General features: G+C 71.4%; 23 protein-coding genes. 13 read left to right on the forward strand and 10 right to left on the reverse strand.

The features are described from left to right. Positions 1–183: 183 nt before the first annotated feature. Together G011_RS0100110 and G011_RS0100115 are read left to right on the forward strand one after the other, a co-directional pair. Complete coding sequence (locus G011_RS0100110; RefSeq protein WP_026337863.1) at positions 184–876, forward strand: haloacid dehalogenase type II; 693 nt, start codon at positions 184–186, stop codon at positions 874–876. Between the two features lie 499 nt (positions 877–1,375). Then, positions 1,376–1,753, forward strand: a complete 378-nt coding sequence (locus G011_RS0100115; protein ID WP_013151502.1) for a VOC family protein — start codon at positions 1,376–1,378, stop codon at positions 1,751–1,753. Between the two features lie 211 nt (positions 1,754–1,964). Here the strand turns inward: G011_RS0100115 and G011_RS0100120 are convergent, their stop codons facing one another. Then, positions 1,965–2,897 carry a zinc-binding dehydrogenase gene (locus tag G011_RS0100120; RefSeq protein ID WP_019606675.1) on the reverse strand — a complete coding sequence of 311 codons (933 nt, stop codon included), beginning with the start codon at positions 2,895–2,897 and terminating at the stop codon, positions 1,965–1,967. Positions 2,898–3,045: 148 nt separating this feature from the next. On the opposite strand from G011_RS0100120, the gene G011_RS0100125 reads away from it, so the two are divergent. The 7 genes from G011_RS0100125 to G011_RS0100155 all read left to right on the forward strand — a co-directional run bounded on the left by G011_RS0100125 (position 3,046) and on the right by G011_RS0100155 (position 10,285). Beyond that, positions 3,046–3,687, forward strand: coding sequence for a TetR family transcriptional regulator (locus G011_RS0100125; protein WP_019606676.1), 642 nt, complete (start codon positions 3,046–3,048; stop codon positions 3,685–3,687). Positions 3,688–3,766: 79 nt separating this feature from the next. Further along, a complete protein-coding gene (locus G011_RS0100130; RefSeq protein ID WP_013151505.1) occupies positions 3,767–4,858 on the forward strand; it encodes a Gfo/Idh/MocA family oxidoreductase in 1,092 nt (363 codons plus the stop codon). 115 nt (positions 4,859–4,973) lie between these two features. After that, on the forward strand, positions 4,974–6,341 hold the full coding sequence (locus G011_RS0100135; RefSeq protein ID WP_019606677.1) for a four-carbon acid sugar kinase family protein: 1,368 nt from the start codon (positions 4,974–4,976) through the stop codon (positions 6,339–6,341). 393 nt (positions 6,342–6,734) lie between these two features. Further along, complete coding sequence (locus tag G011_RS29410) at positions 6,735–7,898, forward strand: hypothetical protein (RefSeq protein ID WP_064972180.1); 1,164 nt, start codon at positions 6,735–6,737, stop codon at positions 7,896–7,898. A gap of 398 nt (positions 7,899–8,296) precedes the next feature. Continuing rightward, entirely contained in the window at positions 8,297–8,767 is a 471-nt protein-coding gene (locus G011_RS0100145) for a helix-turn-helix domain-containing protein (RefSeq protein WP_019606679.1), read from the forward strand. A gap of 12 nt (positions 8,768–8,779) precedes the next feature. Continuing rightward, positions 8,780–9,331, forward strand: coding sequence for a PIN domain-containing protein (locus G011_RS30815; RefSeq protein ID WP_081642902.1), 552 nt, complete (start codon positions 8,780–8,782; stop codon positions 9,329–9,331). A gap of 228 nt (positions 9,332–9,559) precedes the next feature. After that, positions 9,560–10,285 (forward strand): Atu4866 domain-containing protein, encoded by a 726-nt coding sequence (locus tag G011_RS0100155; RefSeq protein ID WP_019606681.1) that lies wholly within the window; start codon positions 9,560–9,562, stop codon positions 10,283–10,285. Between the two features lie 189 nt (positions 10,286–10,474). Here the strand turns inward: G011_RS0100155 and G011_RS0100160 are convergent, their stop codons facing one another. Then, complete coding sequence (locus G011_RS0100160; RefSeq protein WP_019606682.1) at positions 10,475–11,704, reverse strand: serine hydrolase; 1,230 nt, start codon at positions 11,702–11,704, stop codon at positions 10,475–10,477. A 44-nt stretch (positions 11,705–11,748) separates the two neighbouring features. Beyond that, a complete protein-coding gene (locus G011_RS0100165; protein WP_019606683.1) occupies positions 11,749–12,414 on the reverse strand; it encodes a DUF4097 family beta strand repeat-containing protein in 666 nt (221 codons plus the stop codon). A 244-nt stretch (positions 12,415–12,658) separates the two neighbouring features. Between G011_RS0100165 and G011_RS0100170 the strand changes: the two genes are divergently transcribed. Further along, complete coding sequence (locus G011_RS0100170) at positions 12,659–13,414, forward strand: GbsR/MarR family transcriptional regulator (RefSeq protein WP_019606684.1); 756 nt, start codon at positions 12,659–12,661, stop codon at positions 13,412–13,414. Between the two features lie 196 nt (positions 13,415–13,610). Here the strand turns inward: G011_RS0100170 and G011_RS0100175 are convergent, their stop codons facing one another. From G011_RS0100175 to G011_RS0100195, 5 genes are all read right to left on the reverse strand, one after another. After that, positions 13,611–14,510 carry an alpha/beta fold hydrolase gene (locus tag G011_RS0100175; protein ID WP_013151511.1) on the reverse strand — a complete coding sequence of 300 codons (900 nt, stop codon included), beginning with the start codon at positions 14,508–14,510 and terminating at the stop codon, positions 13,611–13,613. Between the two features lie 92 nt (positions 14,511–14,602). Continuing rightward, positions 14,603–14,956, reverse strand: a complete 354-nt coding sequence (locus G011_RS29415; protein WP_081642911.1) for a DUF4873 domain-containing protein — start codon at positions 14,954–14,956, stop codon at positions 14,603–14,605. A 136-nt stretch (positions 14,957–15,092) separates the two neighbouring features. Further along, positions 15,093–16,655: an NAD(P)/FAD-dependent oxidoreductase gene (locus G011_RS0100185; RefSeq protein ID WP_026337865.1), complete on the reverse strand. Its 1,563-nt coding sequence runs from the start codon at positions 16,653–16,655 to the stop codon at positions 15,093–15,095. Positions 16,656–17,025: 370 nt separating this feature from the next. Continuing rightward, on the reverse strand, positions 17,026–17,937 hold the full coding sequence (locus G011_RS0100190) for a diiron oxygenase (protein ID WP_013151514.1): 912 nt from the start codon (positions 17,935–17,937) through the stop codon (positions 17,026–17,028). 14 nt (positions 17,938–17,951) lie between these two features. Then, the gene (locus G011_RS0100195) at positions 17,952–18,806 is read right to left on the reverse strand and encodes an SDR family oxidoreductase (RefSeq protein ID WP_019606688.1); all 855 of its coding nucleotides are present in this window, start codon (positions 18,804–18,806) and stop codon (positions 17,952–17,954) included. A 116-nt stretch (positions 18,807–18,922) separates the two neighbouring features. Here G011_RS0100195 and G011_RS0100200 point away from each other — a divergent pair, with 116 nt between their 5' ends. Continuing rightward, positions 18,923–19,717, forward strand: a complete 795-nt coding sequence (locus G011_RS0100200) for a MerR family transcriptional regulator (protein ID WP_013151516.1) — start codon at positions 18,923–18,925, stop codon at positions 19,715–19,717. A gap of 332 nt (positions 19,718–20,049) precedes the next feature. Here G011_RS0100200 and G011_RS0100205 read toward each other — a convergent pair whose 3' ends face one another. After that, the gene (locus G011_RS0100205; RefSeq protein WP_019606689.1) at positions 20,050–22,041 is read right to left on the reverse strand and encodes a GMC oxidoreductase; all 1,992 of its coding nucleotides are present in this window, start codon (positions 22,039–22,041) and stop codon (positions 20,050–20,052) included. Positions 22,042–22,255: 214 nt separating this feature from the next. On the opposite strand from G011_RS0100205, the gene G011_RS0100210 reads away from it, so the two are divergent. After that, the gene (locus G011_RS0100210) at positions 22,256–22,903 is read left to right on the forward strand and encodes a DUF6230 family protein (RefSeq protein WP_013151519.1); all 648 of its coding nucleotides are present in this window, start codon (positions 22,256–22,258) and stop codon (positions 22,901–22,903) included. A 4-nt stretch (positions 22,904–22,907) separates the two neighbouring features. Beyond that, positions 22,908–24,413: a DUF6114 domain-containing protein gene (locus tag G011_RS0100215; protein WP_019606690.1), complete on the forward strand. Its 1,506-nt coding sequence runs from the start codon at positions 22,908–22,910 to the stop codon at positions 24,411–24,413. A 60-nt stretch (positions 24,414–24,473) separates the two neighbouring features. Here the strand turns inward: G011_RS0100215 and G011_RS0100220 are convergent, their stop codons facing one another. Then, a complete protein-coding gene (locus G011_RS0100220; protein WP_019606691.1) occupies positions 24,474–26,285 on the reverse strand; it encodes a UvrD-helicase domain-containing protein in 1,812 nt (603 codons plus the stop codon). Between the last annotated feature and the right edge of the window lie 344 nt (positions 26,286–26,629).

The following is a 26,629-nucleotide window of genomic DNA, read 5'->3' on the forward strand; positions in this document are numbered from 1 at the left end:
GCCGACCGTCCGGTGCCGTCGGGACCGGGGGAACCGCTGGAGCCGTTGACCCCCTCCGGCGGGAACGGCTGGGGGGACCCGCACTATGCTCGCCAACGTGCCCGGCGGATCACTGAACCCTCCTGTAACTGAGTCCCCACACATCCCGGGTGGCGCAGCGGAGGAACCTAGGGAGCGCTTCTCGTGACTTCACCCTCCGACATAGACGTGATCGTCTTCGACGTCCTGGGGACCATGGTCGATGAGCCCGGTGGTGTCGGACGCGGCATCCGGACACTGCTCCCGGACATCGACGACGTGAGGGCGCGCGAGTTGGTCCAGGTGTGGAACAGGCATGTCGACGAGCAGCAGCAGGAGATCCTCGCGGGCCGCCGCCCCTACGCCGACAGCACGGTGATCGACCTCGAAGCGGCCACACGCGTCGCGGCCGAGGCCGGTGTCGACGACGCGGACGCGATCCGCTCGCTGGCGGCCTCCGCGCAGCGGTTGGCGCCGTGGCCGGACTCCGCCTCCGCGCTGGACCGGATCGCCTCGTACTTCCCGGTGGTCGGACTGTCGAACGCCAGCCACTCGGCGCTCACCCGTATCAGCGCACATGCCGGGCTCCGCTGGCACCAGGTGCTCTCCGCCGAGGACGCGCGCGGCTACAAACCCCATCCCGACGTGTACCGGCTCGCGATCGCGAACGCGGACTGCCCGCCGGACCGCCTGCTCATGGTCGCCGCCCATGCCTGGGACCTTCGGGGCGCGCAGGCCCTGGGTATGCGGACCGCCTACGTCGAACGCCCCGTCGGGGATCCTCCGCGCGCGACGGACCGCTTCGACCTGGTCGTGAAGGGCCTCGACGAACTGGCCATAAGCCTCAACGCGATCTGACGGCCCGAGAACCCCGCCCCCGGAACCGAGGCCGCCCCTGGAACCAAGGGTGTGGATTCCGGAGCCTGAGTCCTTGAACCGAGGATCGGGGACCTGCAACCCGGAGCCTGGAGCCTCGAAACCCGGGACCGGGGGTCTGGGCTCCGGGCTCTGGGATCTCGAACCCAGGACCCAGGACCCAGGGTCTCGGCTCCGGAACCCTGAACCGAGAGTCGAGTGTCTGGTCTCCCAAGCCTGGTGACCCAGACCCGGATTCGAGGCTGTAGAAGCCGAAGGCTGGAACCTCGGCCTGAGAGCCCGGAGAGCGGAGCCGGTGACCCGTGTCCGGCGGCCTGGCCCGGCCCTATCCGGCCAGGTAGACCCGGCCGGGCAGTTCCCGGAAATTCCCTCGCTCCCGCTCGCCTCACCCGGTACGGTCTCGGAGTGCCGCCGCCGCGGAGTCCACGAGACCCGCGCGCGGCCACCCCGTCGGTTCCCACGAGGAGAGCAGGTTTCGTCCATGGCATGTCGTATCAGTGAGCTCGTGCTCTCCTGCCGCGACCCCGAGGTGCTGGCGCGGTTCTGGTGCGAGGTCCTGGACTTCGTCGTGCTCGACCGCGAGGAGGGCTGCATCGAGATCGGGCCGCGTGAGGGGTTCGGCGGCCTGCAGCCGACGATCATCCTCAGCCGCACCGAGGAGCCGGAGAGGGCGAAACCCCGGCTGCACATCGACGTCAACGCCACCGACCGCGACCAGGACGCCGAACTCGAACGCCTTCTCGCCGCCGGTGCCGTGTTCGCCGACATCGGTCAGAGCGGGGAGGAGCCCTGGCACGTCCTCGCCGACCCCGAGGGCAACGAGTTCTGCCTGCTCAGGGCCCGCCTCGACCGGCTCTGACGGCCTCCGTCCACACCGGCGGCCAGCCCGCCTCCGTGGTCGCGGCCGGTGACGGCGCCAGCCGTTCCCACCGTCCACCACCCGCCGCGCACCGGCCGGGTCGGACCGCCGGAGGCCCGCCTTCCCGACGCCTACCGCCGAGGCCGGGGGAGAAGGTCCCCGGCGGTCGCCGCGTCCGCCAGACCCGGGCTGTGGCAGTGGGCGGTACCCCTCACCCGGCGGTGAGCTCCAGAACGGCCTTGCCCCGCAGGCGGCGTTCGAGGAGGGCGGCCACGGCCTCGTCGGCCCGGTCCCACGAGCCTCGCCAGGAGATCCCCGGATCGAGGTCTCCTGAGGCGACCCGACCGGCCAGCCAACCCAGGTCCCCGGCCGGAGCCACGCCGTTCTGGAGGTGGAACGTGGTGATGGAGCGGCCGTGCCGCCCGTCGTCCACGAGGAACGCGTCGAGTGGGAAGTGCTCGGGCCGCCCGGTCACGTGTCCGACGGCCACCAGGGTTCCCCCGGTGTTCAGCCTGTCGAAGGCCGTGACCAGCTGGGGGCCTCCGACACAGTCCACGACCCCGTCGACCAGGTAGTCGAGTTCCCCGGGTTCCGACACCACCTCGTGGGCGCCCAGGCCGCGTAGTTCGGCGCCGTAGGTCCGGGGTTCACCGGTGCAGGCGGTCACGTGCGCGCCGCCCATGCGGGCGAGTTGGACCGCGTACCGTCCCACGCCACCGGTGGCCCCGGTGACCAGGATCCTTCTGCCGAGGAGGAACCCCACTTCGCGCAGGGCGCGCAGAGCACTGGTGGCCGCCACCGGGACGGTGCTGAGGGCTCCGTGGTCCGCGCCCTCCGGGGCGACCCCCAGGGAGGCCGTGTCGACGGCGCGCAGTTCGGCCCAGCCCCCCGCCGCGTCCAGGGTGACCACCGCGGTTCCAGCGACGGGGCCGGACCCGTCGGCGGCGGGGCGTTCCACGAATCCCGCGGCGTCCCACCCCGGCACGGTCGCGTCGGGCAGGCGGGAGACGGTGGACACCTCACCGAAGTTGAGGGACGCGGCGGTGACGCGGACCAGCGCCTGGTGCGGGGCCACAACCGGTTCGGGGGCCTCTCCGAGTCGCAGGTGGCGGGGTGCGGTGCGGTCGACGACCAGGGCGCGCATGGCCGGGCTCCTTCACGAGACGGGGTGGACGGCATCAAAATATGGCACTCAGGGGCATTATGCGTCAAGAGGCTAAAGCATCCAAGGGACCAAAGCCGCCAAGGGGCTATGGGCGTCGAGTGGCGGTCTGCTTCGGTACACTGCGGCCATGGCCAGCACCCGACCCCGCCCCGCCGCCTCCGAGGAGTCCCTGCGCGAGCGCAAGAAGCGCCGCACCCGCCGAACCCTGGTCGACACCGCGCTGGAGCGTTTCACCCGGGCGGGGTACGACCAGGTCACGCTGGACGAGGTCTGCGCGGAGGCGGAGGTCTCCAAGCGCACCTTCTTCCGCTACTTCGCGAGCAAGGAGGAGCTGGCCATGGCTCCGTTGCAGGACCTGTGGGGGGCGTTCCTCCGGGTGCTGGAGGAGAAGGGGCCCGACGGCCGGCCCCTGGTGGAGCTGGCACGCGACGCGGTCCTCGAAGCCGTGGAACACGTGGCCGACCGGGAGTGGATGCACGCTGCCCGGCTCAGCCTCAGCCTGGCCGGGAACACCCCGGCGATCAGCGCCCACAACCTCCAGTCCTGCGAACGCACCACGGTCCGGGCCCTGGCCGTGCTGGGGGTCGGCGACCAGGGCGACCCGCGTTCGCGGCTCGCCCTGGACATGGTCGCCTCCGCGGCCCGGTACGCGCTGGCCGACTGGGCCGCCGCGCCGGGGACCCCCGCGGTCCCCGACCTGCTCGCCCGGTACCGCCGGGCCTTCGACGCCCTGCCCGGGGGCCTCACCGTGTCCGCCCCCGAGCGCTGAGGGCGTCCGCGGGCCGCGAGGGAACGGCACGTGCCGCCCGCCACCAGCGGGTCGGGGCGGCACGCCCTAGATTGGTGGCATGGCTGACGCACCCGAGGCACAGAGCACACCCGAACACGACGGCCCCGAACTGCACGTCGCCCTCATCGGTTACGGCAAGGGCGGTGAGGTCTTCCACGCGCCGCTGATCGACGCGGTCCCGGGACTGCGCCTGTCCGCGGTGGTCACGGGCAACCCCGACCGCCGCAGGGCAGCCGAGGCGCGCTACCCCGGCGTCACCGTGTACCCGAACGTCGCCGAACTGTGGGCCGACGCCGAGCGTTACGAGATCGCGGTCGTCACCACGCCCAACGACACCCACGCCCCACTCGCCCAGGCCGCCCTGGAAGCGGGCCTGGCGGTGGTGGTGGACAAGCCCTTCGCCCTCACCGCCCTCCAGGCCCGGGAGCTCACCGACCTCGCGGACAAGCTGGGCCGGGTGCTCACCGTGTACCAGAACCGCCGCTGGGACGCCGACTTCCTCACCCTGTGGGGCCTCATCGAGGAGGGGAGGCTGGGCCGCGTGCACCGCTTCGAGTCGCGGTTCGAGCGCTGGCGTCCCCAGGCCAAGGGCACCTGGCGCGAGAGCGGCGGCGTCGAGGCGGGGGCCGGGCTGCTCTACGACCTGGGCCCGCACCTGATCGACCAGGCGGTCAACCTGTTCGGCCCGGTCTCCTCCGTCTACGCCGAGATCGACGCCCGGCGTGAGGGCGTCAACGCCGACGACGACGTCTTCCTGGCCCTCGACCACGCCCGGGGCACGCGTTCCCACCTGTGGATGAGCGCGCTCACCGCCCAGGGCGGACCGCGTTTTCGGGTGCTGGGGGACGAGGGGGCGTTCACCAGCCACGGCATGGACGGCCAGGAGGCCCGACTGACGGCGGGGGAGCGGGCCGACGCCGACGACTGGGGCGTGGTACCCGAGGCGGACTGGGGAGTGCTCGGGGTGGACGGCCACACCCGGCCGGTGCCCAGCGCGCGCGGCGCATACCCGGAGTTCTACGCCGGGGTGCGCGACGCGGTCGGCGAGGGCGAGCCCCTGCCGGTGGACCCGCACGAGGTGATCCACGGACTGGAGGTCATCGAGGCCGCCCGGCGCAGCGCCCGCACGCGGTCGGTGGTCGACGTCTGATCCCCGGCTCCCGCGGGAGGCCCGGGCGCTCCCCGGACCGCCCGCATGGGCCTATGTTGGAAGGACCCACCCCAGCTCGCCCCGGGGTTTCGCCGAACGCCGAAGGAGACGCGCCGTGGCCCAGGTCCTCGTGGTCGCCGACGAACTCACCGGTGCCAACGCCACCGGTGCCCGGTTCGCCCGTACCGGGATGCGTGTGGCCACGGTGACTCCCGAGCACGTGAGTCGGGTCGTGGGGGACTACGACGTGGTCGTGGCCAACCTGGACAGTCGTCATGTTCCCCCCGAGCACGCCGCGGACCTGGTCACGGACGTGGTCGAAGCGGTGTGGCCGGTGGGGCTGGTGGTCAAGCGGACCGATTCCACGCTGCGCGGCAACATCGGTGCCGAACTGGAGGCCACCTACGACGCCGTGCGCGAGCGCGTACCCGCCGGAACACGGGTGCGGGTGCTGTTCGTTCCGGCCTTCCCGAGTTCGGGGCGCATCACCGAGGACGGGTTGCAGTTCCTCAACGGGTTGCCGCTGGAGCGCACCGAGCTGGCCGATGATCCGCTGTGCCCGATGACCACCAGTTCCGTCGCCGACATCCTCGCCGTCCAGACCGACCTTCCGGTGCGCCACGTGCCCGTGCGGCAGGTGACGCAGACGATGCTCACCGCCGAACTGCTCGCCGGTGACGAGCCCGTGGTCGTGTGCGACGCGAGCACCGAGCAGCACCTGACCGACATCGCCGAGGCCGCGGCCGCCGCGCACCACGACACGGGAATCGTGTGGCTGGCGGCCGACCCCGGGCCCACGGGGGCGCTGCTGGCCTACGCGCTGCGGTTGAGGGGCCAGGCGGGTTCGCGCGGGCCGCTGCTGGGGGTGGTGGGCAGTACCACCGAGCTGACCCGGCGGCAGTTGGCCACCGTCGCGCGCACGGGCGCGGTGCGGTTCGTGGATCTGGACGCGGTGGAGTTCAGCGTGGGGGAGCGCGCGGACGAGGTCGCCGAGCGGACCGCGCGGGAACTGTTTGAGCAGCTGACCTCCTCGGGCTTTCCGGAACTGTGCGTGCTGCGGGTGGTGACGCCCTCCGACCGGGTGCGCGAGCTGCCGGTCCAGGTCCGCGCGGAACTGCCCGGCCGGATCGCGCGGCTGGTGGCGGACGTGGTCAACGAGGTCGCCGACACCACGGGGGCGCACGCGCTGCCCAGCGGGCTGTACCTGACCGGCGGAGACCTGGTGGCGAGCCTGTTGGACGAGCTGGACGTGCACGCGTTCGATGTCGGGGGCGAGATCGTTCCGCTGACGGTGCACGGCCACCTGAGCGGGGGACCGCTGGACGGAACGCCGGTGGTGGCCAAGGGGGGTCTGGTCGGGGACGACATCACCCTGGTGGAGTGCCTGACGAAGCTCCGACGGGCGGTGCAGACCCGGTTGCACCAGGTGCACTCGGAGGTGTCGGAGCACGTGGTGCCGACGCCGCTGCGCGACACGGTCTGACTCGACCGGGGGTCCTTACCCATCGGGCTGGCCGAGGCCGAGACGGTGTTGATGGTCCCCCTCCGAGGCCGATGCCCGCGAAGGGCCCCAGGGGGCTCCCCGCGCACGCGGGGACGGGCCGTTCCACGTTCGGCACGGATGCCGCCGGACCTGGAATTCCAGGAGTGACCGAGTCCGGCCAACGCTGGTGCTCCACGGGGCATGCCGCGTTACGGTCCTTCTCAGAACAGACATCCGAGGAGGCGCCCCGGTGGGTAGTCACGGCAAGCCGGACAGCGAGGACAAGAAGCCCGATCCGAAATGGCAGCAGGACGGCCAGAAACCGAGTCCCCACGGCGGCGGTGGAAAAGAAGGCAACGGCAAGTAGTGGGTTTCCCCGACGCCAGTGCCCGTTTGGCCGCTCTGGTGGACGGCCTCCAGGCGACGGGCGCGCTCACCGACCCCCGGTGGCGGGACGCCTTCCTCCAGGTGCCCCGGCACCTCTTCATTCCCGACCGGATCTGGGCCGACGACGGTGCCCGTGCCGACGGGTGGATGGTTCCCGTGGGCCGGGACGATCCGTACTGGTGGGAGAACGTCTACGCCGACTACGCCTTGCCCACCCAGGTCGATGACGGAACCCCGGCCGGAACTGACGGCCGGGGCCGGTACACCACCAGTTCCGCCTCACAACCCTCCCTGGTCGCCCGCATGCTGGAGGCCCTTCAGGTAACCGACGGTATGCGGGTGCTGGAGATCGGTACCGCCACCGGATACAACGCGGCACTGCTGTGCGCCAGGCTGGGTTCGCACAATGTCACCAGCATCGAGGTGGATCCCGCCTTGGCTGATCTGGGCGGCACGGCTCTGGAAGCCACTGGGTGGAAGCCGACTCTGGTGTGTGGGGACGGTGCCCAAGGCGTTCCCGAAGCCGCCCCGTTCGACCGGGTTCTCGCCACCGTCGCCGCCAAGCAGATCCCCTACGCCTGGGTGGAACAGACCAGACCGGGCGGAGTCATCCTGACCCCATGGGGAAACGACTACGCGGCGACCGTGCTGTTGCGCCTGACGGTGGATGCGGACGGTACCGCGACCGGCCGCCCCATTGGCGACGCTCCATTCATGTGGCTGCGTGCTCAGCGCGCTCACCGGGGCCGATGGTCGGATCACGTTGACTTCGACGCTCCGGTGCGCACCCGCCACACCAGCGTGGACCCGCACCATGTGGTCGCCCACGGGTCAGGCGCCGAGTTCACCGTTGGTGTGGCGGTGCCGGACCTGTGCCGGGCCTGGTTCGACGCGGACGACGATTCGGGGGAGAGCACGCTGTGGCTGTACGACACCGCGGGCTCGTGGGCGTCGGTGGACTACGTGCCAGGTGCCGGGGCATACGCGGTTGAGCAGGCTGGCCCCCGCAGTTTGTGGGCGGAGGTTGAGTCCGCCTGGAGGTGGTGGGAGACGCACGGGCGCCCTGACCGGAGCCTGTTCGAGGTCACTGTGGGTACTGAAGGCCAGCGAGTACGTCTCGTCCCTTCAGGTGAGCGGACACGACCCACCGACCTTCCGAGCGGCCCATGACCGATCACCCAACCGTTACGGCCACGGTTCCGAGGGCTATGCGCTTCGTCCTTTTTGTCTCTTTTTCAAGAAGTTGGAAAAACGGCTGCTTGCCGCTGGTAAGTTCGCAGGTCTTTGGCGTGCTCCCCGCGCACGCGGGGATGGTCCCCGAGCACCTCGACGCCCGGGTCGACCTCGACCGTGCTCCCCGCGCAGGCGGGGATGGTCCACACACACAGTGCTCCCCGCACACGCGGGGATGGTCCCCCGGTGATCCGGGTCGCGGAGGTGGCTCGTCTGTGCTCCCCGCACGCGCGGGGATAGTCCCCTGGAGGCGCTCATGTCCGGGACGGGCATCGAGTGCTCCCCGCGCACGCGGGCATCCTTTCGTTTTTTGCGAATAGAGGTAAGGTGGGGGCATGGTGAGTGCACTGCGTGAAAGAACCCTTCTCCCGCCGGACGATCGCTCGGAGCTGGCCAGGTTCGCGCGCGGATTGGCAGATCCCCAAGCGACTTCACGCGCCCGCCTGGTGGGCCCTGACGGCTCCGAGGTCGAGATCCCCAACGAGTTCTACGGTGTTCTGCGTGACGTGGTGTCCGCCCTCTCGCAGGGGCTTGCGATCTCTATCGCGCCTCACAACACGATGTTGACCACTCAGGAAGCTGCTGATCTCCTGAGTATCTCTCGCCCCACTTTGGTGCGCCTGCTGGATGACGGGGAAATCCCCCACAGCATGCGCGGCCGACACCGGCGGGTTCTGCTTCGTGATGTGCTGGCCTACCAGGAGAGCACCCGACGAGACCGCGAACAGGTGTTGGACCAGATGGCCGCGGAGGCGGAGGAAGACGGTTTGTACGAGGTTACTTCCACTCCTGGGAACACCAGGTGAGAACGGTTACTTGTGGCTTTCCCCGCTTTTCTTGACACCTGTGTGCTCTATCCGGCTTACCTGTGTGACACCCTTTTGCGGCTCGCGGTCGCCGGATCATACCGGCCTCTGTGGTCCGATGATGTCCTGGGCGAACTCCGTCGCAAGCTGGTGCAACGCGGCATCGAACCCGGCAGGGTGGACCGCAGGATCTCTCAGATGAAGAGATCCTTCCCGGACGCGACCGTGCGAGGATATGAAACGCTCATCAGTGGTATGGAAAACGATCCGAAGGACCGGCATGTCCTGGCCGGGGCTGTACGTGCCAGCGCCGAGGTCGTGGTCACCTTCAACACCAAGGATTTTCCCGACGTTGCGTTGAAGCCTTATGACCTCCTCGCGGTTCATCCGGATGAATTCCTGCTTGACCAGCTTGACCTCTACCCTGGGCTGACGCTCGACGTGCTGGAGAAGCAAGCCGCTTCCTACCGCCGAGAGCCGACAACCGTGCCCGGAGTATTGGCCTTGTTGGAACGAACCGGTGTTCCCCGGTTCGCTGCTGAGGTTCACCGACACCTGCGTTGAGTCGTACATAGGGGAATGACGCTTCTCCGGGAAGTTGTGGAACGGTCCAGTCGACGCGGTGAACGTGCAGGTCCGTTCCGCATTCCCCGCGCACGCGGGGATGGTCTGTTGACGCCATCCAGCCAGGGTGTGCGGCACCCCGGTGAAGCGCGGCCTGGTCACCCGTCCTTCCGTCACCGAGGGTGGAGAGCGTTCCTAAGACGCACCCACACCCTTCGGAAGTAGGCCATGAGCACCACGTTCTTCGACGAGGACCTGCTGAGGACCATCGCCGCCGAGCCGCACCGCCCGCTGATGTTCGTCAACGCCGCCGTGTACACGTTCGACCCGCTGATCGGCGACCTGACCGGTGCCGACCTTCTCCTGGACGGGAAGGAGATAGCCGGGGTCGGCACCGGCCTGCACACGGCCGCCGAGGACGACGGCGCGGTCGTCGTGGACTGCTCGGGGCTGACCGTCGTCCCGGGCGTGGTCGAGAACGACACCGTCGCCGGACTGCGCAGGAGCTCCTCCGACAGGGTCGGCACGCTGGCACCCGGGAACCCGGCGACCTTCGTCGTGCTCTCCGGGCACCGTCCCGGGACCACCGCGCTGGAGCAGGTGATCTGGAGCCCTGAGCGAGCCGCCGCGGTCGTCATCGACGGCGAGTTCGCCCTGTTCAACGGCCGACGCCTGGTCGAGCCCCGGACCGAGCGGTTCCCGGGGCCGACGCGGACACCGGCGGACAGCCCGTACCTGGGGATGTGGATCGACGAGACGGGCTTCATCCACCAGGAACTGACCGCCGACGGCCGCTACGACGAGACGCGCGGCGGACGCCCCCACGCCTACCAGGGGTCGTTCTGGATCGAGGGGGACCGCATCGTCTACCGCGACGACCTGGGGTTCTGGGCCTACGGCCGCTTCGCCGACGATGTGCTCCACCACGCGGGCTACGTCTTCCACCGCGGGTGAGCGCACCCGCCGGACACGGGCCGCACCTCGCAGGTCAGCGGGGAGAGGCCGCACACCACCCACCGGCGGGGCCCTCGCCAGGACGGCCCCGAGGCCCGGCCCCCGCGCGCAGTCGTCGGGGGCCGGGCCTTCAGGGGCAGTCGTGCCTTGTGTGACGGGGACGGACATCCCGGGAAAACAGACCCGGTGTCAGTTGTCGATCGCCTGGTAGAGCGTGGTCCAGAAGTCGTGGATGAGCCGCGCCGAGTCCGGGACGGACATCCCGACCTGGGTGAGCACGATGCCGGTGAGCCGGTTCTCCGGGTCGGCGTAGGTCGAGGTGCCGCTTCCGCCGTCCCAGCCGAACTGGCCGACGGGCGCGTAGTCGCCCCGGTAGGTGCGCACCGCCATTCCGAAGCCCCAGCCGCCGTGCTGCCCCTGGCCGAACGACACGTGGACGTTCTCGGTGGCCATGGCGTTCCGGGCGGCCTGCTGCGCGGGCGTGAGGCGGTTGGTGGTCATCAGCTGGACGGCGGGCCGGGACAGGATCCGCTCGCTCCCGTGCATCCCCTGGTTCAGCAGCATCCGGAAGTAGGCGTGGTAGTCGTCGACTGTGGAGACCAGCCCGCCGCCACCGCCCTGGAACGCCGGAGGCTGGCTGTGCCGTCCCCCCTCGGCCGGGTCCCACACGTGGAACTCCCCGGTCTGCGGGTCGGGGGCGTAGAGCGGCGGCAGCCGGTCCATCCTGTCGGCGGGCACGTGGAAACCGGTGTCCCCCATACCCAAGGGCTCGAAGACGCGCTCGCGCAGGAACGCCTCGAACGACTTCCCCGTGACCCTGGAGACGAGCACGCCCAGCAGGTCGTTGCTGACGTGGTACTGCCACTGCTCACCGGGCTGGTGCATCAGCGGAAGCGTGCCCAGGCGGCGCATCCACTCGTCCGGCTCGGGCATCGGCTCCGGCAGGTCGGGCGTGAGCCCCTGAGCGAAGAGCGCGTTCATGATCGGGGTGCCCAGCGCGCTCCGGTCGATGCCGAGTCCGAACGTGGAGGTCAGCACGTCCCGTACGGTGATCGGCCGCCGCGCCGGAACGGTGTCGTCCAGCGGGCCGTCGATCCGCCTCAGCACCTGCCGGTCGGCGAGTTCGGGCAGCCACTGCTCCACCAGGTCGTCCAGCCGCAGCCCGCACTCGTCGAGCAGGACCATCGCCGCCGCCATCGTGACCGGCTTGGACGTCGAGGCCATCCGGAAGATCGTGTCCCTGCGCATCGGGGCGCCGCCGTCATGGCGCATCGTCCCGATCGCCTCGACGTGCGTCTCACCACCCCGGCTGACCAGGGCGACCAGACCGGGGATCCGCCCGCTCTCGACGTGCCGTGTCAGTACGTCGCGCATCCGCCGCAGTCCCGCCTTGGAGAAGCGGCCGTTGTCGTTTTCCATCGTGGATCTCCGTGAGTCGTCAGGTGGTCGGGGGATACGGCTGCTCAGAGGCTGCGGGCGGTGATGTCGCCGTGGGAGGTGATGGCGTGGATGTCCAGGGTGGTCTCGCCGTCGTTCTTGAGGGCGTTGTGGACGCGGCCGTGGGGAGTGCCCGCGTCCAGGGCGGCGGAGACACCGGGGGCGGCGCTGACGGTGATGTCGCCGGACTCGGTGCGCACCTCGACCGTGCCCTGGGTGGCGTGGGCGATGTCGATGTCACCTCTGGCGGTGCTGATCTGGGCGGGGCCGCCCAGGCGGCCGAGCGTGACGTCGCCGTCCTGGAGGGTGAGGTGGGCTCCGGCGGCCTCGTCGAGCTTGACGGGGCCCTGGGCGGCCTCGAAGGCGACCTGGCCCAGGCGTCCGACGCCGCGCAGTTCGGCGCTGGCGGCGGTGGCCTGGAGGTGGGAGCCGGTGGGCAGCTGGACGGTGATCTCCACCGATCCGGAGGGGCCGAAGACCTGGTTCTTGGCGGGCGGGGCCTGGACGCGCAGGACGCCGTCGTCGTAGGTGACGGTGGTCTGCTGGGCGGCCTTGACGTCGCGGTTCTTGTCGGGGTTGGCGGGCCGGACCTGCACGGTGGTGTCGGTGCGGTCGGCGGCGATGAGCTGGACGCGTCCGGCGGGGATGTCCAGGACGGTGGTGATGGCGGTGGGGGTGGGGAAGGTGTGCATCGTACTTCTCCTTCTTCTGGTACGGCGCCGGTGCGGCCCGCTGTTTCTGATGATGGAAAAGCTACGTTGCGTTCATGGTTATGGCAACAGAGTTCTCGCGAGAAAACCCCGTATTAGCAGGTGAAATCGGGGAAATTGTTGCAATGGCTCTGAATCTAATGCAACGGACTCCACTCGTTTCGTTGCAATGGGGAGAAAGTAAACGCTAGGGTGGGCGCACCCACGCACCACGAAGGAGACCGCGATGCCCGGAGGCAGGCTCACCCAGTCCGAACGCCAGCGCATCGAGCTGGGACTGGCCCAGGGGCTGGCCTACGCGCGGATCGCCAAGGACCTGGACCGCCCCACCTCGACCGTCACCCGCGAGGTGACGCGCAACGGCGGCCCCACCTCCTACCGCGCCGACCTGGCCCACCGCGCCACCCAGCACCGCACCCGCCGCCGCACCAGGACCGCGACCCGGGCCGCGCAGGCGCCTCCGCAGCCCTACGGACGCGACGCCGAGGCCGTGCGCGAATACGAGGAGGCCTTCACCGCCGTCTTCATGCAGTCGGGCCTGCCCAAGATGACGTCCCGGGTCCTGGTGTCCCTCTACACCACCGACGAGGGCAGCCTCACCGCGGCCGAACTCGTCCAGCGCCTCCAGGTCAGCCCGGCCTCGGTCTCCAAGGCGATCACGTTCCTGGAGGGCCAGGGCCTGGTGCGCCGCGAACGCGACGAACGCCGCCGCGAGCGCTACGTCGTCGACGACGACGTCTGGTACCAGTCGATGCTGGCCAACGCCCGGGCCGAGGCACACCTCGTCGAAGCCGCGCGTCAGGGCGTCCAGGTCCTGGGTCCCGGCACTCCGGCCGCCGTGCGCCTGGAGAACATCGCCCGCTTCGTCGACTTCGTGCGCGAGAGCATCATCCGCGCCTCGGAGCAGGCACGCGAGGTCCTGCACACCAAACCCGAACCCGTCCCGGACCGCACCGACGAGCCGTCCCCGGAACCCCGGTAGGCAGCCGCTTCGGCTGTCACGGCCGCATGCGGACGCTTCTCCGAACGGCCGCCCGGGAGCACGCGGTGAGCCCGGCGCACACGCGGACCGGACCGGGCCGACCCGGTCCGGCGTGCGTGCTCCCCGTGCCTTCGGGGTCTTCGCACGCCAGCGCCCCCGGCCGGGGAGCCGGGGGCGTCAGCGCGGAGCCGGGGGGTCAGGCGGCCCGTGTCCGCGGCTCCAGGTGCTCGGCGGCGAGCCTGTCCACCGTCTCGGCGAGGGCCCTCGGGTACTCCAGCGGTCCCATGTGGCCCGCGCCGGGGATCTCCCGCACCTCCCGGCAGTCCTTCAACAGCGACGCGATGTGGTGCGCGTGCCAGGGCGGGGTCAGCTTGTCGTCGGTGCCCACCATCACCACCGTGGGCACCGAGATCTGCCGGGCGGTCTCCTCCGCCTCCAACGTGCAGATCACCCGCCCCCACGCGCCCCGGGACACACCACCGCACGCGTGCACCATCCTCATGCACAGCCGCACCATGCGCGGGTCGGCTCTCCTGCCCATCACCATGGACTTCAGTACCGCCGTGGTGAGGGCGTTGCGCGGACCCAGCGGTATCGGGGCCCTGAGGAAGACCTGCGCGCCGAACGTGCCCAGCGGGCCGGGCAGCGGGATCGCGGTCGACCGCATCGGCAGCTCCTTGCACCCGGTGTTGGTGAGCAGCACCGCGGCGGCCCTCTCCCGGAACACCGGGTGCGCACCGGCCGACATGATGGTCATCCCGCCCATGCTGTGTCCGGCCACCACGGCCTTCTCACCCTCGGGCACGGTCGCCTCCAGGACCGCGCACAGGTCCTCGGCCAGCTTCCGCGCGCCGTACCCCGCCCTGGTCAGCGGTGCCTGGGTGCGTCCGTGGCCGCGCTGGTCGTAGAGCACCACCCGCAGGGACGGGTCCAGTTCGCGCACCACCGGTCCCCAGGAGGCGAGCGAGGTCGCCCAGCAGTGCGCGAGGACCACGGTCGGCCCGTCCTCCGGGCCGCGCACCTCGACGTGCAGCAGTGTGCCGTCGTCGGAGCGCACCTGGAGTTCTCGGACCTGACCCACGTGTCGGGTTGCCATCGGGGATACCTCTCACTCGGGGGGAGACCGCGCCGGGTGCCGGAAGGTGCCGCGCCCCGGGTCGGCGCGGGCCGGGGCGTGCGCGGACGCGTTCAGTCGTCGGACGCGTCGATGTCCACGTGGGGCACGGCGAAGGGCGGTGAACCGGCCCCGTTGACCGGATGGCCGCCCCACAGGTTGGGTTCGTCCAGAACGCCGGTGCCCTCGAACCCGTCGGGGGTGCGCACCACGACCGTACGCGCGCCCGCGCGGAAGGCCGCGGTCACCTCGGGGCTGGGGGACAGCCGCCCCCGCCAACGGTAGTCACCGGTCAGGGGGGAGAAGTGGCCCGCCAGGTGGGCCTGGACCCGCACGGCGACGCCCTCGTCCTCCGTACCCTCCGCATCTGCCGTACCTCGCGTATCCGCCGCGTTCTCGACACCCGACGCACCCGACCCATCCGTCACACCGTCAGTATCCGGTGACTCCGGCGACCCCTCAGCATCAACCGCAACCTTCGTACCAGGCGCCCGCTCCGGCCGCTGCGCGCCGCCGGCGACGGGCAGCACGACCGTCACCGGGCCCCGGTACTCCTCCTCCTCGTCACCGAACCCGCTCATACCGCTCCCCTTCCGGAGCCGCTTCGGCGCGGACCGCGGGCCGTCGGGCGCCGCGGCCGCGGGAGCGGTCCACCCGCAGGTCGTAGTTGTGGGGGTCGAACCAGCGCGTGCGCAGCGCGAACTCCCAGGTGAAGGTCGGCCACAGCGTGGTGTTGCGGCCCTGCTCGTTGAGGTACCAGCTGTCGCAGCCGCCGGTCACCCAGACCGTGCCCTCCATGGCCTTGGCGACCATCTCGTTGTAGTCGCGCTGGGCCTCCGGGAGCACGTCCATGCGGTCCAGGCCGTTGCGGCACAGGTACTTCAGCGCCTGCATCGTGTACCGGATCTGGGCCTCGATCATGAACAGCTGCGAGGTGTGCCCCAGCCCGGTGTTGGGCCCCGCCAGCACGAAGGCGTTGGGGAACCCGGCCACGGTGGTGCCGCGGAAGGCCTGCACGTCCGTGCCCCAGTGGTCGGAGAGCGAGCGCCCCTCGGCGTTGAAGATCCGCCGCGCCACGGGCGGGTCGCTCACGTGGAAACCGGTGCCGAGGATGATCGTGTCGACCTCGTGCTCGGTCTCGCGGCCCGAGGCGTCGCGGGTGACCACGGCGTGGGGGCGCACCTCCACGATGCCGTCGGTGACCACGTCCACGTTGGGCCGGGCCAGTGCCGGATAGTAGTCGTTGGACATCAGGATGCGCTTGCAGCCCGCCCGGAAGCTCGGCGTGAGCTTGGCCCGCAGCTCGGGGTCCTTCACGCTGCGGCGGATGTTGGCCCGGCCCAGCCCCTCCACGATCGAGAGCAGCCTGGGGTTCTTGGCGAAGCCGAGGACGTAGGTCTCCCGGCCCCAGTAGATGCTCTTGCGGGCGATCTGCTGGGTGAGCGGCACGTTGCGGTACAGCCAGCGCTCCAACCGGGTGATGTCGCGGTCGTGCCGGAACATCACCCACGGGGCCGTGCGCTGGAACAGCGTCAGCCTCCCGGCCTTGGGCTGGATCCTGGGCACGAACTGGATCGCGGACGCCCCGGTGCCGATCACCGCGATCCTGCGGCCGGTGAGGTCGTGGTCGTGGTCCCAGGCCGCCGAGTGGAACATCGTCCCCTCGAAGGCGTCCAGGCCCTTGATGTCGGGATAGGAGGGGTCCGCGAGCGGTCCCGCCGCGCTGATGAGGAACTGGGCGGTGACGGTCCCCCGGTTGGTCTCGATCCGCCACCGGTTGCCCTCGGGCTCCCAGTGCGCGGACCTCATGTCGTGGTCGGGGCGGACGTGCTCCCGCACCCCGTACTCCCCGGCGACCCGCTCCATGTAGTCGTGGATCTCGGGTTGGGGGGAGAAGCTGCGGCTCCAGTGCGGGTTGGGCGCGAAGGAGAACGAGTACAGGTGGGAGGGGACGTCGCAGGCGGCGCCCGGGTAGGAGTTGTCACGCCAGGTGCCGCCGATCCCGTCGGCGCGTTCCAGAACCACGAAGTCCTTCAGACCGGCCTGCTTGAGGCGGACGGCCATCCCGATCCCGGCGAAGCCGGAGCCGATGACGGCCACCCGGAAGTGGGGTGGTGCTTCGGTCACGTCTTGGTCCCTTCGTGCGGACCGGCCCGGACGTGTCGCCGTCCGGATCGGCGGGTGTGTCCCCCGGGGGCGCGGCGCGTTTCGCCCCCGGGGGAGTTGTCACCCCGTGAGGCGCGGCGTGTTCCGCCTCCGGGGAGCGGGCTCCCGGGGACGTGGCGCGTTTCGCCCCCGGGAGGCGGGTCCACCGCCGGGGGACGCGGCGCGTTTCGTCCTCCGGCGGTGGGGTCTGGGGCCCGCAGGCCGCAGCGCTTCCGGACCGGAGTCCGCGGCCTGCGGGTTCGGGGGCGGACGGGGAGCGGGCCCGTTCCCCCGAGGGGACCCGGTCGCGGGGCGTCGACAGGAGAGACGTCCGCGCCGGGGAGGGGCAGGGTCAACCGAGCAGGCCGGCCTTCTTCCAGAAGTAGCGGCCCAGGCCGGTGATGGCACCGGCGGTGTCCAGGGTGCTCACCACCTTGCGGGCGGCCCAGGTCTTGGTGCCGATCCAGTGGGGGTTGTCGCGGGCGACCCGGGAGGCCTCGCGGGGGTCGAGCCCGACCTGCGCGTACACCTTGGGGTTGATCAGCCGGGTGGCCGAGTAGTAGGTGACCAGGCCGAGGATGATCCGGCTGTAGGCCCGGTTGAGCGGGCCGCGCGTGGCCCAGTCGCGCTGGAACTCCTCGCGGGCGTAGCGCATGTGCCGCGCCTCCTCCACCACGTGGATGCGCGAGACCGAGCGCACCAGCGGCAGGATCTGCTCGTCGGGCACCGCCTCGCGCTGGAGCTGGTCGAGGACCTCCTCGACGAACAGCGCCCCGGCGAAGATCAGCGGGCCGTGCGCGATGGTCTTGAAGAGGTTGCCGAGGTGGAAGGCGACGGGGTCGAGCTTGTGCGTCTGCCAGCCGAGCTTGCCCACCATCTTGGCGAACATCACCGTGTGGCGGCACTCGTCGGCGATCTCGGTGTAGGCGTACTGGACGTGGTTGGTGCTGGGGTCGTGGTGGTAGGCGTGGCGGACCAGCATCTGCATGAGGATGGTCTCGAACCAGATGCCGATGGTGGCGACGCTGGCGATCTCCAGCCGGGAGAGCTCCTTGCGCTGCTCCTCGGTGAGTCGGTCCCACAGGTAGGTGCCGTACAGCGAGAGGCGCTCGGGGCGGATCGCCCACATGTCCTTGTCCACGGGGGCGTCCCAGTCGATCTCGACGAGCGGGTCGAAGGAGGCCTTGGCCGAGCCGCGCAGCAGGCGCTTGGCGATGTCCTCGCGATCGGTGATCTTGGGCTTGGCGGTGATCTCAGCGGTCATCTGTGTGTTCCTCCTCAGGACGCGTCCGGCCGGACCAGGGGGTTGGCGTGCCGCGAGTGGAGTCCCCGGGCGATCTCCGCGTCGCCGAAGGCGCCGTCCGACAGGAGAAGGCCCACCTGGAGCGACACGATCTGTTCGGTGGTGCCGGGGAAGTGCCGGAACAGGTGGAGCCCGGCGGTGCCGAGCGCGGTGGAGGCGGTGTCGCGGCGGGCGTACCTGGCCCCGGCCGCGCGGACCACCGCCATGACGGTGTCGCGCTCGCTCTCGGCGGGGACGAGGCCGTCGAGGGCGACCCCGGTGGCCCGGGAGCTGTTGTGGATCGGGGTGTCGACGTAGCCGGGGTGGACGGTGGTGACGCCGATGTGCGAGCCGTACTCGGCGCGCAGGCAGTCGGCGTAGGCGGTCAGCGCCCTCTTGGAGACCGTGTAGGCCCCGGCGAAGGGCAGCGACAGGTTCGCCAGGAGCGAGGCGGTGATGAGGACGCGTCCCCTGCTGCGCAGCAGCGCGGGCATCGCGGCGGCGGTGACCCGCCAGGTGCCCAGCAGGTTGACCTCCAGCGCCTGGTGCACGTGGACGTCCGGGGCCTGGCCGATGTCCACGGCCGGTCCGACGCCCGCGTAGTGGATCAGCAGGTCCAGGCGTCCGTCGAGCCGGTCCAGGGCCTCGGCGACTCCCTCGCGCACCTGTGCGTCGTCGGTGATGTCGCAGCCGACGACTCCGGGGGCGGGCTTGCGGTCGATGCCGACCACGTTCACACCGAGGTGGCGGAGGACGGCCACCGTGGCACTGCCGAACGCGCCGGAGGCACCGGTGACGAGGGCGTTCTGGCCGGGCAGTCGTCGCAGGTGACGCGGCAGGGGGGTCCTCATGTGATCTCCTCCACAGTTCCTGCCGGAACGTTACAACGCGCATTGTCACAATGCAATGGGGTGACACGGGAAATTTACTGACGAGTAAGGTTCGCGGTTGTCCCTAGGCTGGACCCATGGCCGAATACCGCATTGACGAACTCGCCCGGCTCGCCGACACGACGGTGCGCAACGTCCGGGTGTACCAGGACCGTGGCCTGCTCGCGCCTCCCCGCCGGGAGGGCCGCGTGGGCATCTACTCCGAGGCGCACCTGGCGCGTCTGCGGCTGATCGGCCAACTGCTCCGGCGCGGATACACCTTCGCCAACATCGGCGAGATGTTCCGGGTCTGGGAGCGCGGAGGGGACCTCTCCGACATCCTGGGCTTCGAGTCGGCCATAGGGGACGCCTGGAGCGACGAGATCGCCGGCTACCTGACCATGGGCGACCTGCGCGAACTCTTCGGCCACGGCGTCACCCCCCGCACCGTGAAGCGCTCCCTGGACCTGGGCGTGCTCGAACGCGACGGGCTGCGCTTCCGGGTGCCCAGCCCGCGGCTGCTGCACGCCGGGGTGGAGCTGGTGAAGCTGGGCATGACCGTGGACTCGGTGCTCGACATAGCGGAGAACCTGCGCGACAAGGTCGGCCACGTCGCCGAGCACATGGTCCGCCTGGTCGCCGACCACATCATCGCCGAGTACGCGCCCGGCACGGTGGTCCGCAGCGAGGAGACCGCCGAGATGGCCGAGCTGATCCGCCGGGTGCGCCCGCTCGCGCAGCAGGCCGTGGACGCGGTGCTGGCGCAGGCGATGGCGGAGAACCTCACCAACGTCATGGGGGAGCACTTCGCCCTGGCGATGGAGTACCTGGACAAGGAGGGCGCGGACAAGGAGGGCGTCGGAGGGGGCGCGGCGGCGCCGCCGAAGGGCTGACGGGGGTGCGCCTGAGGGCCTTCGGCGCGCTCGTCGGCCTTCGCGGCCCGCGGATGCCGGGTTCGCGGGCGGTTCCGGTGCGCGGGCACGTCTGAGCGCTGGCTACCTGTTCGAGGGCCGGGTGTCGCGGCGGTTCCGGTGCGCGAGCGCGTTTCCACAGGCCGAGGAGCGGTCTGGCGGATACGGGGCGGGCGGGGGACACTGGAATCCGGGGGCGGTACGCCCGCCCGGAAGCGGCACGTGGCGCCCCCGAAATCCAGCCTAGACCGGTTCCCCCGACGCCACCAGGGCTCCCGCCGTCCCTGTGGACGACCGGCCCCGGGGCGTCGGCCTCACGTTCGTGCGTCCTCCCCAGCGGCCCCGGTCTCCGCAGCGGCCCCGGTCTGCCCAGTGGCCCCGGTCGTCCCGCCGGCGGCCGCCGCGTCCGCTGACGGCGCCTCCGAGTCCACCACCGAGAGCGGGAGCGAGGCGGTGAACCGCAGCTCGGCGAAGGCGCCGGCCGGAACCGCCGGGGAGGCCGGGAACACCGGCCCGACCCGCCGGTACCGCTCACCCTGCTCCGGCCGGGTGTCCTCCTCGCCCTTGTTGGGCCACATCGACATCGCGCGCTCGGCCTGCGCGGTGATGGTCAGCGACGGGTTCACCCCCAGGTTCGCGGTGACCGCCGAGCCGTCCACCACGTGGACGCCCGGGTGGCCGTACAGCCGGTGGTAGGGGTCGATGACCCCGGTCTCCGGGCTGTCGCCGATCGGGCAGCCGCCCAGGAAGTGCGCGGTCATCGGGACGTTGAACACGTCGCCCACCGTGCCCCCGGGAAAGCCGTCGATGCGCTCGGCCAGCCGGTTGGCCGCGTCCTGCCCCGCGGGGATCCACGTCGGGTTCGGCTCGCCGTGGCCCTGCCGGGAGGTCAGCCTCTTCCTCCCGCCCAGCGGCCCCCGCCGCACCGACGTCATCAGCGAGTTGTCCAGCGACTGCATCACCAGGCCGATGATGGTCCGCTCCGACCAGCGGCGGGCGGAGAGGCTGCGGGCGAACACCACCGGGTGGCGCGCCGCCAGCCCCAGGAACCGCAGCCAGCGCGGGATCCGCCCGCCGCCGGGCACCTGCATCGCGGTGAGCAGCGCCATCGCGTTGGAGCCCTTGCCGTAGCGGACCGGTTCGATGTGGGTGTTCTCGTCCGGGTGGATCGAGGACGTGATGGCCACGCCCCGGGTCAGGTCCTCCTGCGGTCTCACCCGGCGGGTCATCGCGCCGACGAGAGCCTCGGAGTTGGTGCGGGTGAGCGTGCCCAGCCTCGCCGACAGGCGGGGCAGCGCGCCCGAGTCGCGCATGCGGTGCAGCAGCGTCTGGGTGTTGTAGGTCCCGGCGGCCACGACCACCTGGCGGGCGGTGAACGTGCGGGCGTTCGACCGCCGCCGGGGCGCGTCGGTCCTGACGGTGTCGGCGGCGAAACCGCCGCCCGGCAGTTCGCGCAGCCGCTCGACGGTGGTCAGCGGGTGCACCTCGGCGCCGTCGCGCTCGGCGAAGTACAGGTAGTTCTCGGTCAGGGCGTTCTTGGCGCCGTGGCGGCATCCGGTCATGCACTCCCCGCACTCCGTGCAGGCACGCCGGTCGGGGCCCGCGCCGCCGAAGTAGGGGTCCCCCACGGACGCGCCGGGCTCGGCCCGGCGGCCGTCGCCGTCCCGTCCGTCGCCGAAGCACACGCCCACCGGGGTGAGGCGGAAGGTGTGCCCCACGCCCATGTCCTCGGCGATCGCCTTCATGTGCACGTCGGAGGGGGTGACGGTGGGGTTGGTGCGCACGCCGAGCATGCGGCGGGCCTGGTCGTAGAACGGCGCCAGCTCCGACTTCCAGTCGGTGATGTGCCGCCACTGCGGGTCCTCGAAGAACGGGTCCAGCGGGTGGTACAGCGTGTTGGCGTAGTTGAGGGAACCGCCGCCGACGCCGGCGCCCGCCAGGATCACCACGTCGCGCAGCAGGTGGATGCGCTGGATGCCGTACATGCCGAGCCGGGGCGCCCACAGGAAGTTGCGGACGTCCCAGGACGAGGAGGGCAGCGTCTGGGGCGTGAAGCGGCGCCCCGCCTCCAGGACGCCGACGCGGTAACCCTTCTCGGTGAGGCGCAGGGCGCTCACCGAACCGCCGAAGCCCGAGCCCACGACCAGGACGTCGTAGTCGAAGCGGTCGGCGCGGTCACCGGTCGCGGATCCGGTCTCGGCCCTGGTACCGGTCGGGGTTTCGGTTGGGGTTTCGGCCGCGGTCCGGGAGGTGGGAGCGGAGGAGCTGGGGGTGGCGGTGGGATCTGTGCTGCGCTCTGGGGGCACGGTGAGACTCTCTCCAGGTCAGACGCGGTTTCCCGTAGTGCGCCGGATACGGGTCCGCAACATTGAATGCGCCATCTAGAAATGTGACAACAACTATTGTAATGTTCGTCACTACCGCCGAGTAGGGTGTGTTCCATGTAACACACGTGGCGTGCCTCGGCGCAAGTTCGGCTCCCCCTCACCGCCCACGGGCGGCGGAACACTGGAGGTACTCATGCCCAAGGCTTCCGGCGAGGCGTCCGAGGCGCCTCAGGACGCGCCTGAGCAGCACGAAGCCGGTGGCGGGACGCGCTGGCGCAGGTTCGCCCTCGTGGCCGTCCCCGGGTTCGCGGCCGCCGCGGTCCTCGGAGGCATGACCACCCAGGGCCTGCTCGCCGCCTCCTTCGCGGTGTCCGGGGACAGTTTCAAGATGTCCGCCGACCAGCTCGTCGGCACCGGCTTCACCCAGTACGGCGACGCCGCCACCTCCGTCGACGGCTCCTCCCGCCCGGTCGGCCTGTCCTCGGTCGGCTCCGCGGAACTGACCAACCTGTGCATGTCCTCCCTGTGGGACCTGCCCATCGGCCAGGCCACCCTCGTCATCACCGCGGGCGAGTCCACTCCCGTCCAGGGCACCAACCTCGTCCTCGACATCGAGCAGCTCCAGGGCGACGCCGAGTTCGGCTCCATCGAGATCGGCCGCGACGCCAGCACGCTGGACAGGGCCGAGGGCGGCCAGGGACCGGCGGGCGGCTTCGGCCTCCAATCCCAGAACATCACCGTCTCCGACATGGAGCTGACCACCTGGGCGGTCACCTCCGGATCCCTGAAGCTGTCCGGTCTGAGCCTGGCCGTCCGGCCCGGCGAGCACGAGTGCTTCTGATCCCATGGCCCACGCACTGACCCTGCTCCGCGGGGGCCGGGCTCGCCTGCGCGACTGGCGGCGCGGCCGCCCGTTCTGGGGCGGGCTCCTCCTCGTCATCGCCGGAGTCGAGCTGCTGGTCGCACCGGCCGCGCAGAGCCTGATCCTGCCCATCGACCTGATCGCCTACACCGGTATCGCCGGTGTGTCGGGCCCGCTCATCGCGGTACTGCTGATCACCCTGGGAGTGCTGAGCTGGTTCCAGCCCGCGCAGCACCTCTTCTTCGGGGTGGTCGGGCTCATGCTCGCCCTGGTGTCCTTCGTGACCTCCAACTTCGGCGGCTTCGTCATGGGGATGCTGCTCGGCATCGTCGGCGGCTCCCTCGTCTTCGCGTGGGCGCCCCACGTGGACCGTCGCCGAAGGCGCGGCCGGGGACGCCGACGGGTCGCGGACGCCGACGCCGCCGGTCCAGGGGCGTCTTCCGGGGCATCTCCCGGGGACGCCGGCCCCTGCGGTCCCGAAGCGCCCGACGAGACCGGTGGGCGCGCGGCCGGGGAGGAACCCCCGACCGCCGTCCCCGCCGAGACCGCGCCCGACGCGGGCGCCTCCGAGCTCCTTCCCGACAGGGACGCCGGTTCCGCGACACCCGACGGGGCCGTCAGCGCCCCCCGGCCTCCGTCCCGGCCGCTGGCCGCGCTCGCCCTGCCCCTGGCACTGGCCGTGACCCTGGTCGGCGCCGCCGCGCCCGCCGACTGGCCCTGGGACTGGTTCCTGCCCCCGGGCGACGAGGAGGAGCAGCCCTCGCCCTCTCCCTCCCCCTCGGACGAGCCCTCGGCGAGTCCCACCGACCGGCCCGCCCCGCCGGGGCCCGGGCCCGGCGCGGGCGAGGGGGACGGTCCGGACGAGCGGCCCGAGGACCAGCGGCCCGAGGACGAGGAGACCGAGGAGGAGCCGGAGGAGGACGGTCGGGACCGGGAGGCGAACCCGGACGAGTGCGAGATGGGCACCGGTGAGTCCGCCCTGGCGGGGTCAGAGGAGGAGTTCCTGGACGCCGTCCGCGCCTGCCAGGCGGCCCAGGACGCGGGGGAGCTGCCCGAGGTTCCGGTGGAGGAGGCCCACGACTGCTCCACCGGCTCGGTCCGCACCTCCGGCCTGACCGCCGACCGGCTGACGATGAGCGGCGCCCGCTACGACGGAGTGGTGGAGTGCCCCACCCTCGACGGCCCCCGCAGGTACATCCGGCTGACCATGAGCCGGGCCGACTTCGTCAACGCCGAACTGTGGTTCGAGGACGCCGGAACCCGGATGAGTCTGGGCCTGCCCACCATGGTCATGGACGGGACCGTCCAGATGCACATCACCCGCATGCACGTGCGCATCCTGGGGATCCCGCTCACCTTCACACCGGACTTCCCGCCCCCGCTGCTGCTGCCGTACATGATCGTCACCGACGTGGACGTGGACGACCCGCTGGCCAGCACCGACGTCATGAACATCCCCCACCTCAACGGCCGCTACGGCGGCGCCTGACCGCGCCGCCGCACACGGGGGCGGGGGCGCCGCCTCCGCGACGCCCGCGCCCCCGCACCGTCACAGACCGGGGTCGATCAGACGGCTGGCCCGGCCCACGTGCGACACGTACAGCGCGTCACGGGCCCGGGTGCAGGCCACGAACAGCAGCGTCCGCTCCTGCTGGAAGGCGTGCTCCAGCGCCACCTGGTCGCCGTCGGCGGCCTCGATCGCGGCCTTGGGCGGCAGCAGGTGGTCGCTGACGCCGATCAGCGCCACGCACCGGAACTCCTGGCCCTTGAGCCGGTGCATCGTTCCCACGCGCACCGCCTCGGCGGCGCCGCTGTCCTCCAGCTGGGCGGTGGGAACGCCTCTGGCCTCCAGCTCCTTGGCGATGCCGCGCACGATCCACTGGTTGCGCCCGGCCACCGCGATCTCCGCCGGGTTGACCCCGGCCTCCAGCCACACCCGCACCCAGTCGCCCAGCGCGGTGAGCTCCTCGGCGCGGTCCTCGCAGCCGCGCACCACCGGAGCCGGACCGCGCAGCAGCGAGCGGTACCCGGCCAGGGTGTCGGCGTTGTCGTCCATGCCCAGGGCCGCACGGCGGTCCAGGATCGGCATGCTCCAGTCCAGGATCTCCTGGGTCACCCGGTAGCTCACCCGCAGCCGCTGGCCGCGCCCGCGCACGTTGATGCCGAGCGAGGCCAGCGACACCCGGTTGTCGGACACCCGCTGGTGCGGGTCACCGACGATGAACAGGTCGTCCGGCCCCTCCGGGACGGCGGCGCGCAGCATCCGCCACTGAGCCGGGTGCAGGTCCTGGGCCTCGTCGACCACGGCGTGCCGGAACAGCGGCTCGCGGTGGCCCAGGATCCGCGCGGCCTCGGCGGCCAGCTGGGGGTAGGACCACATTCCCTCCACCCTCATGGCGCCGACGTAGCGCCGCACGGTCTCCCACACCTGGCGGCGGTGCTCGGGCGCCAGGTGCTGCACCCGCCCGCTGCGCTCGCAGCGGATGTAGTCGGGCAGCAGCTCCAGGCCCTTGGCGAGGATGACCTGCTCCCACTCGTCCACCAGGAAGCGGCCGGAGAAGGGCAGGCCGTCGGCCACCGCCACCGCGCGCCAGCGCCGGGCCAGCTCGTCCTTGCCGACCATGCGGGGCGCCACGCTGGTGTGGGTCTGCACGACGGAGCGGGCGAGGCTGTCGATGGTGGCCACGCGCACGCGGGCGCGTACGGCGGGGTCGGGCAGCAGCTGGTCCAGCCGCTCGGCCAGGGACTGCGCCAGTGCCCGGTTGTAGGTGGTCAGGAGCACCGACTCGCGGGTGTCCTCGGGGCGGGCGGCGGCGTCGCGCTCGGCCAGGTAGGCGGCGCGGTGCAGCGCGATCACGGTCTTGCCGGTCCCCGGGCCGCCGGTGACCTGCGTGGACCCGTTGTAGTGCGCCTCGGTGATCCGGTGCTGGTCGGGGTGCAGGGTCAGCTGCCACTGGTCGAAGGGGGCCCTCAGGGCCCCGGCCAGCTCGGGCGGGCCGCTGGGCGTGGGGTCGGCCTCGGCGGGGTCGATCACGGCAGACACCTCGGGGCGCAGGTCGCGCGCGAAGCGCAGGGCCTCGTCGCGCGGGCGCACGGTGACCAGGCGGTAGTGGGTGCCGTCGGCGAGGCCGCCGTCACCGGTCCGGCCGTGGCCCGCGGCGTCGGGGACGACGACGCCGGACCAGTCGGGGGCGATGCTGACGACCCGGACGCCCGGGTCGGCGGCGCCCGCGACGGACTCCAGGTCGGGCTCGTCGCCGACCTGGCAGGCGCGCATCACGGCCAGGGTGTTGAGCTGGACGTCGGGCGTGAGGCGGGTGAAGTCGCTGAGAAACGTCGGGGCGATCGCGAGGGCGGACACGTCGTGGTTTCCTCCGGTCTTCGACCAAGGTGGTGTCTGTGGTGCTCGGGGAGGTCGGAGCGGATGGTCTGGCCTGGGAGAACGGCCTGTGCGGCCGCGGCTCCCATAGGAAGGATGCTCGCCGCGCAATTCCGGCAAACGCCGCTCCCGACGCGTTTCCCGCCGGGTTTCGGAGGCGTTGGGGCCTTCGCGTTTTGCCTGTTCAGAGAGGTTTTTGCGGAGGTGTGTTCGAGGGGTGTGCGAAGGTTTTCCGGGGCGGCCGGGCGCGGCCCGCGTGACCTGCGGTTCTCCGGTCGGATGCTATGTCCGGAACGGGGGTTATGTATCTGACCGAAACCTGCTCG

The sequence above is a fragment of the Nocardiopsis sp. CNS-639 genome (assembly GCF_000381685.1).
GTDB lineage: Bacteria > Actinomycetota > Actinomycetes > Streptosporangiales > Streptosporangiaceae > Nocardiopsis > Nocardiopsis dassonvillei.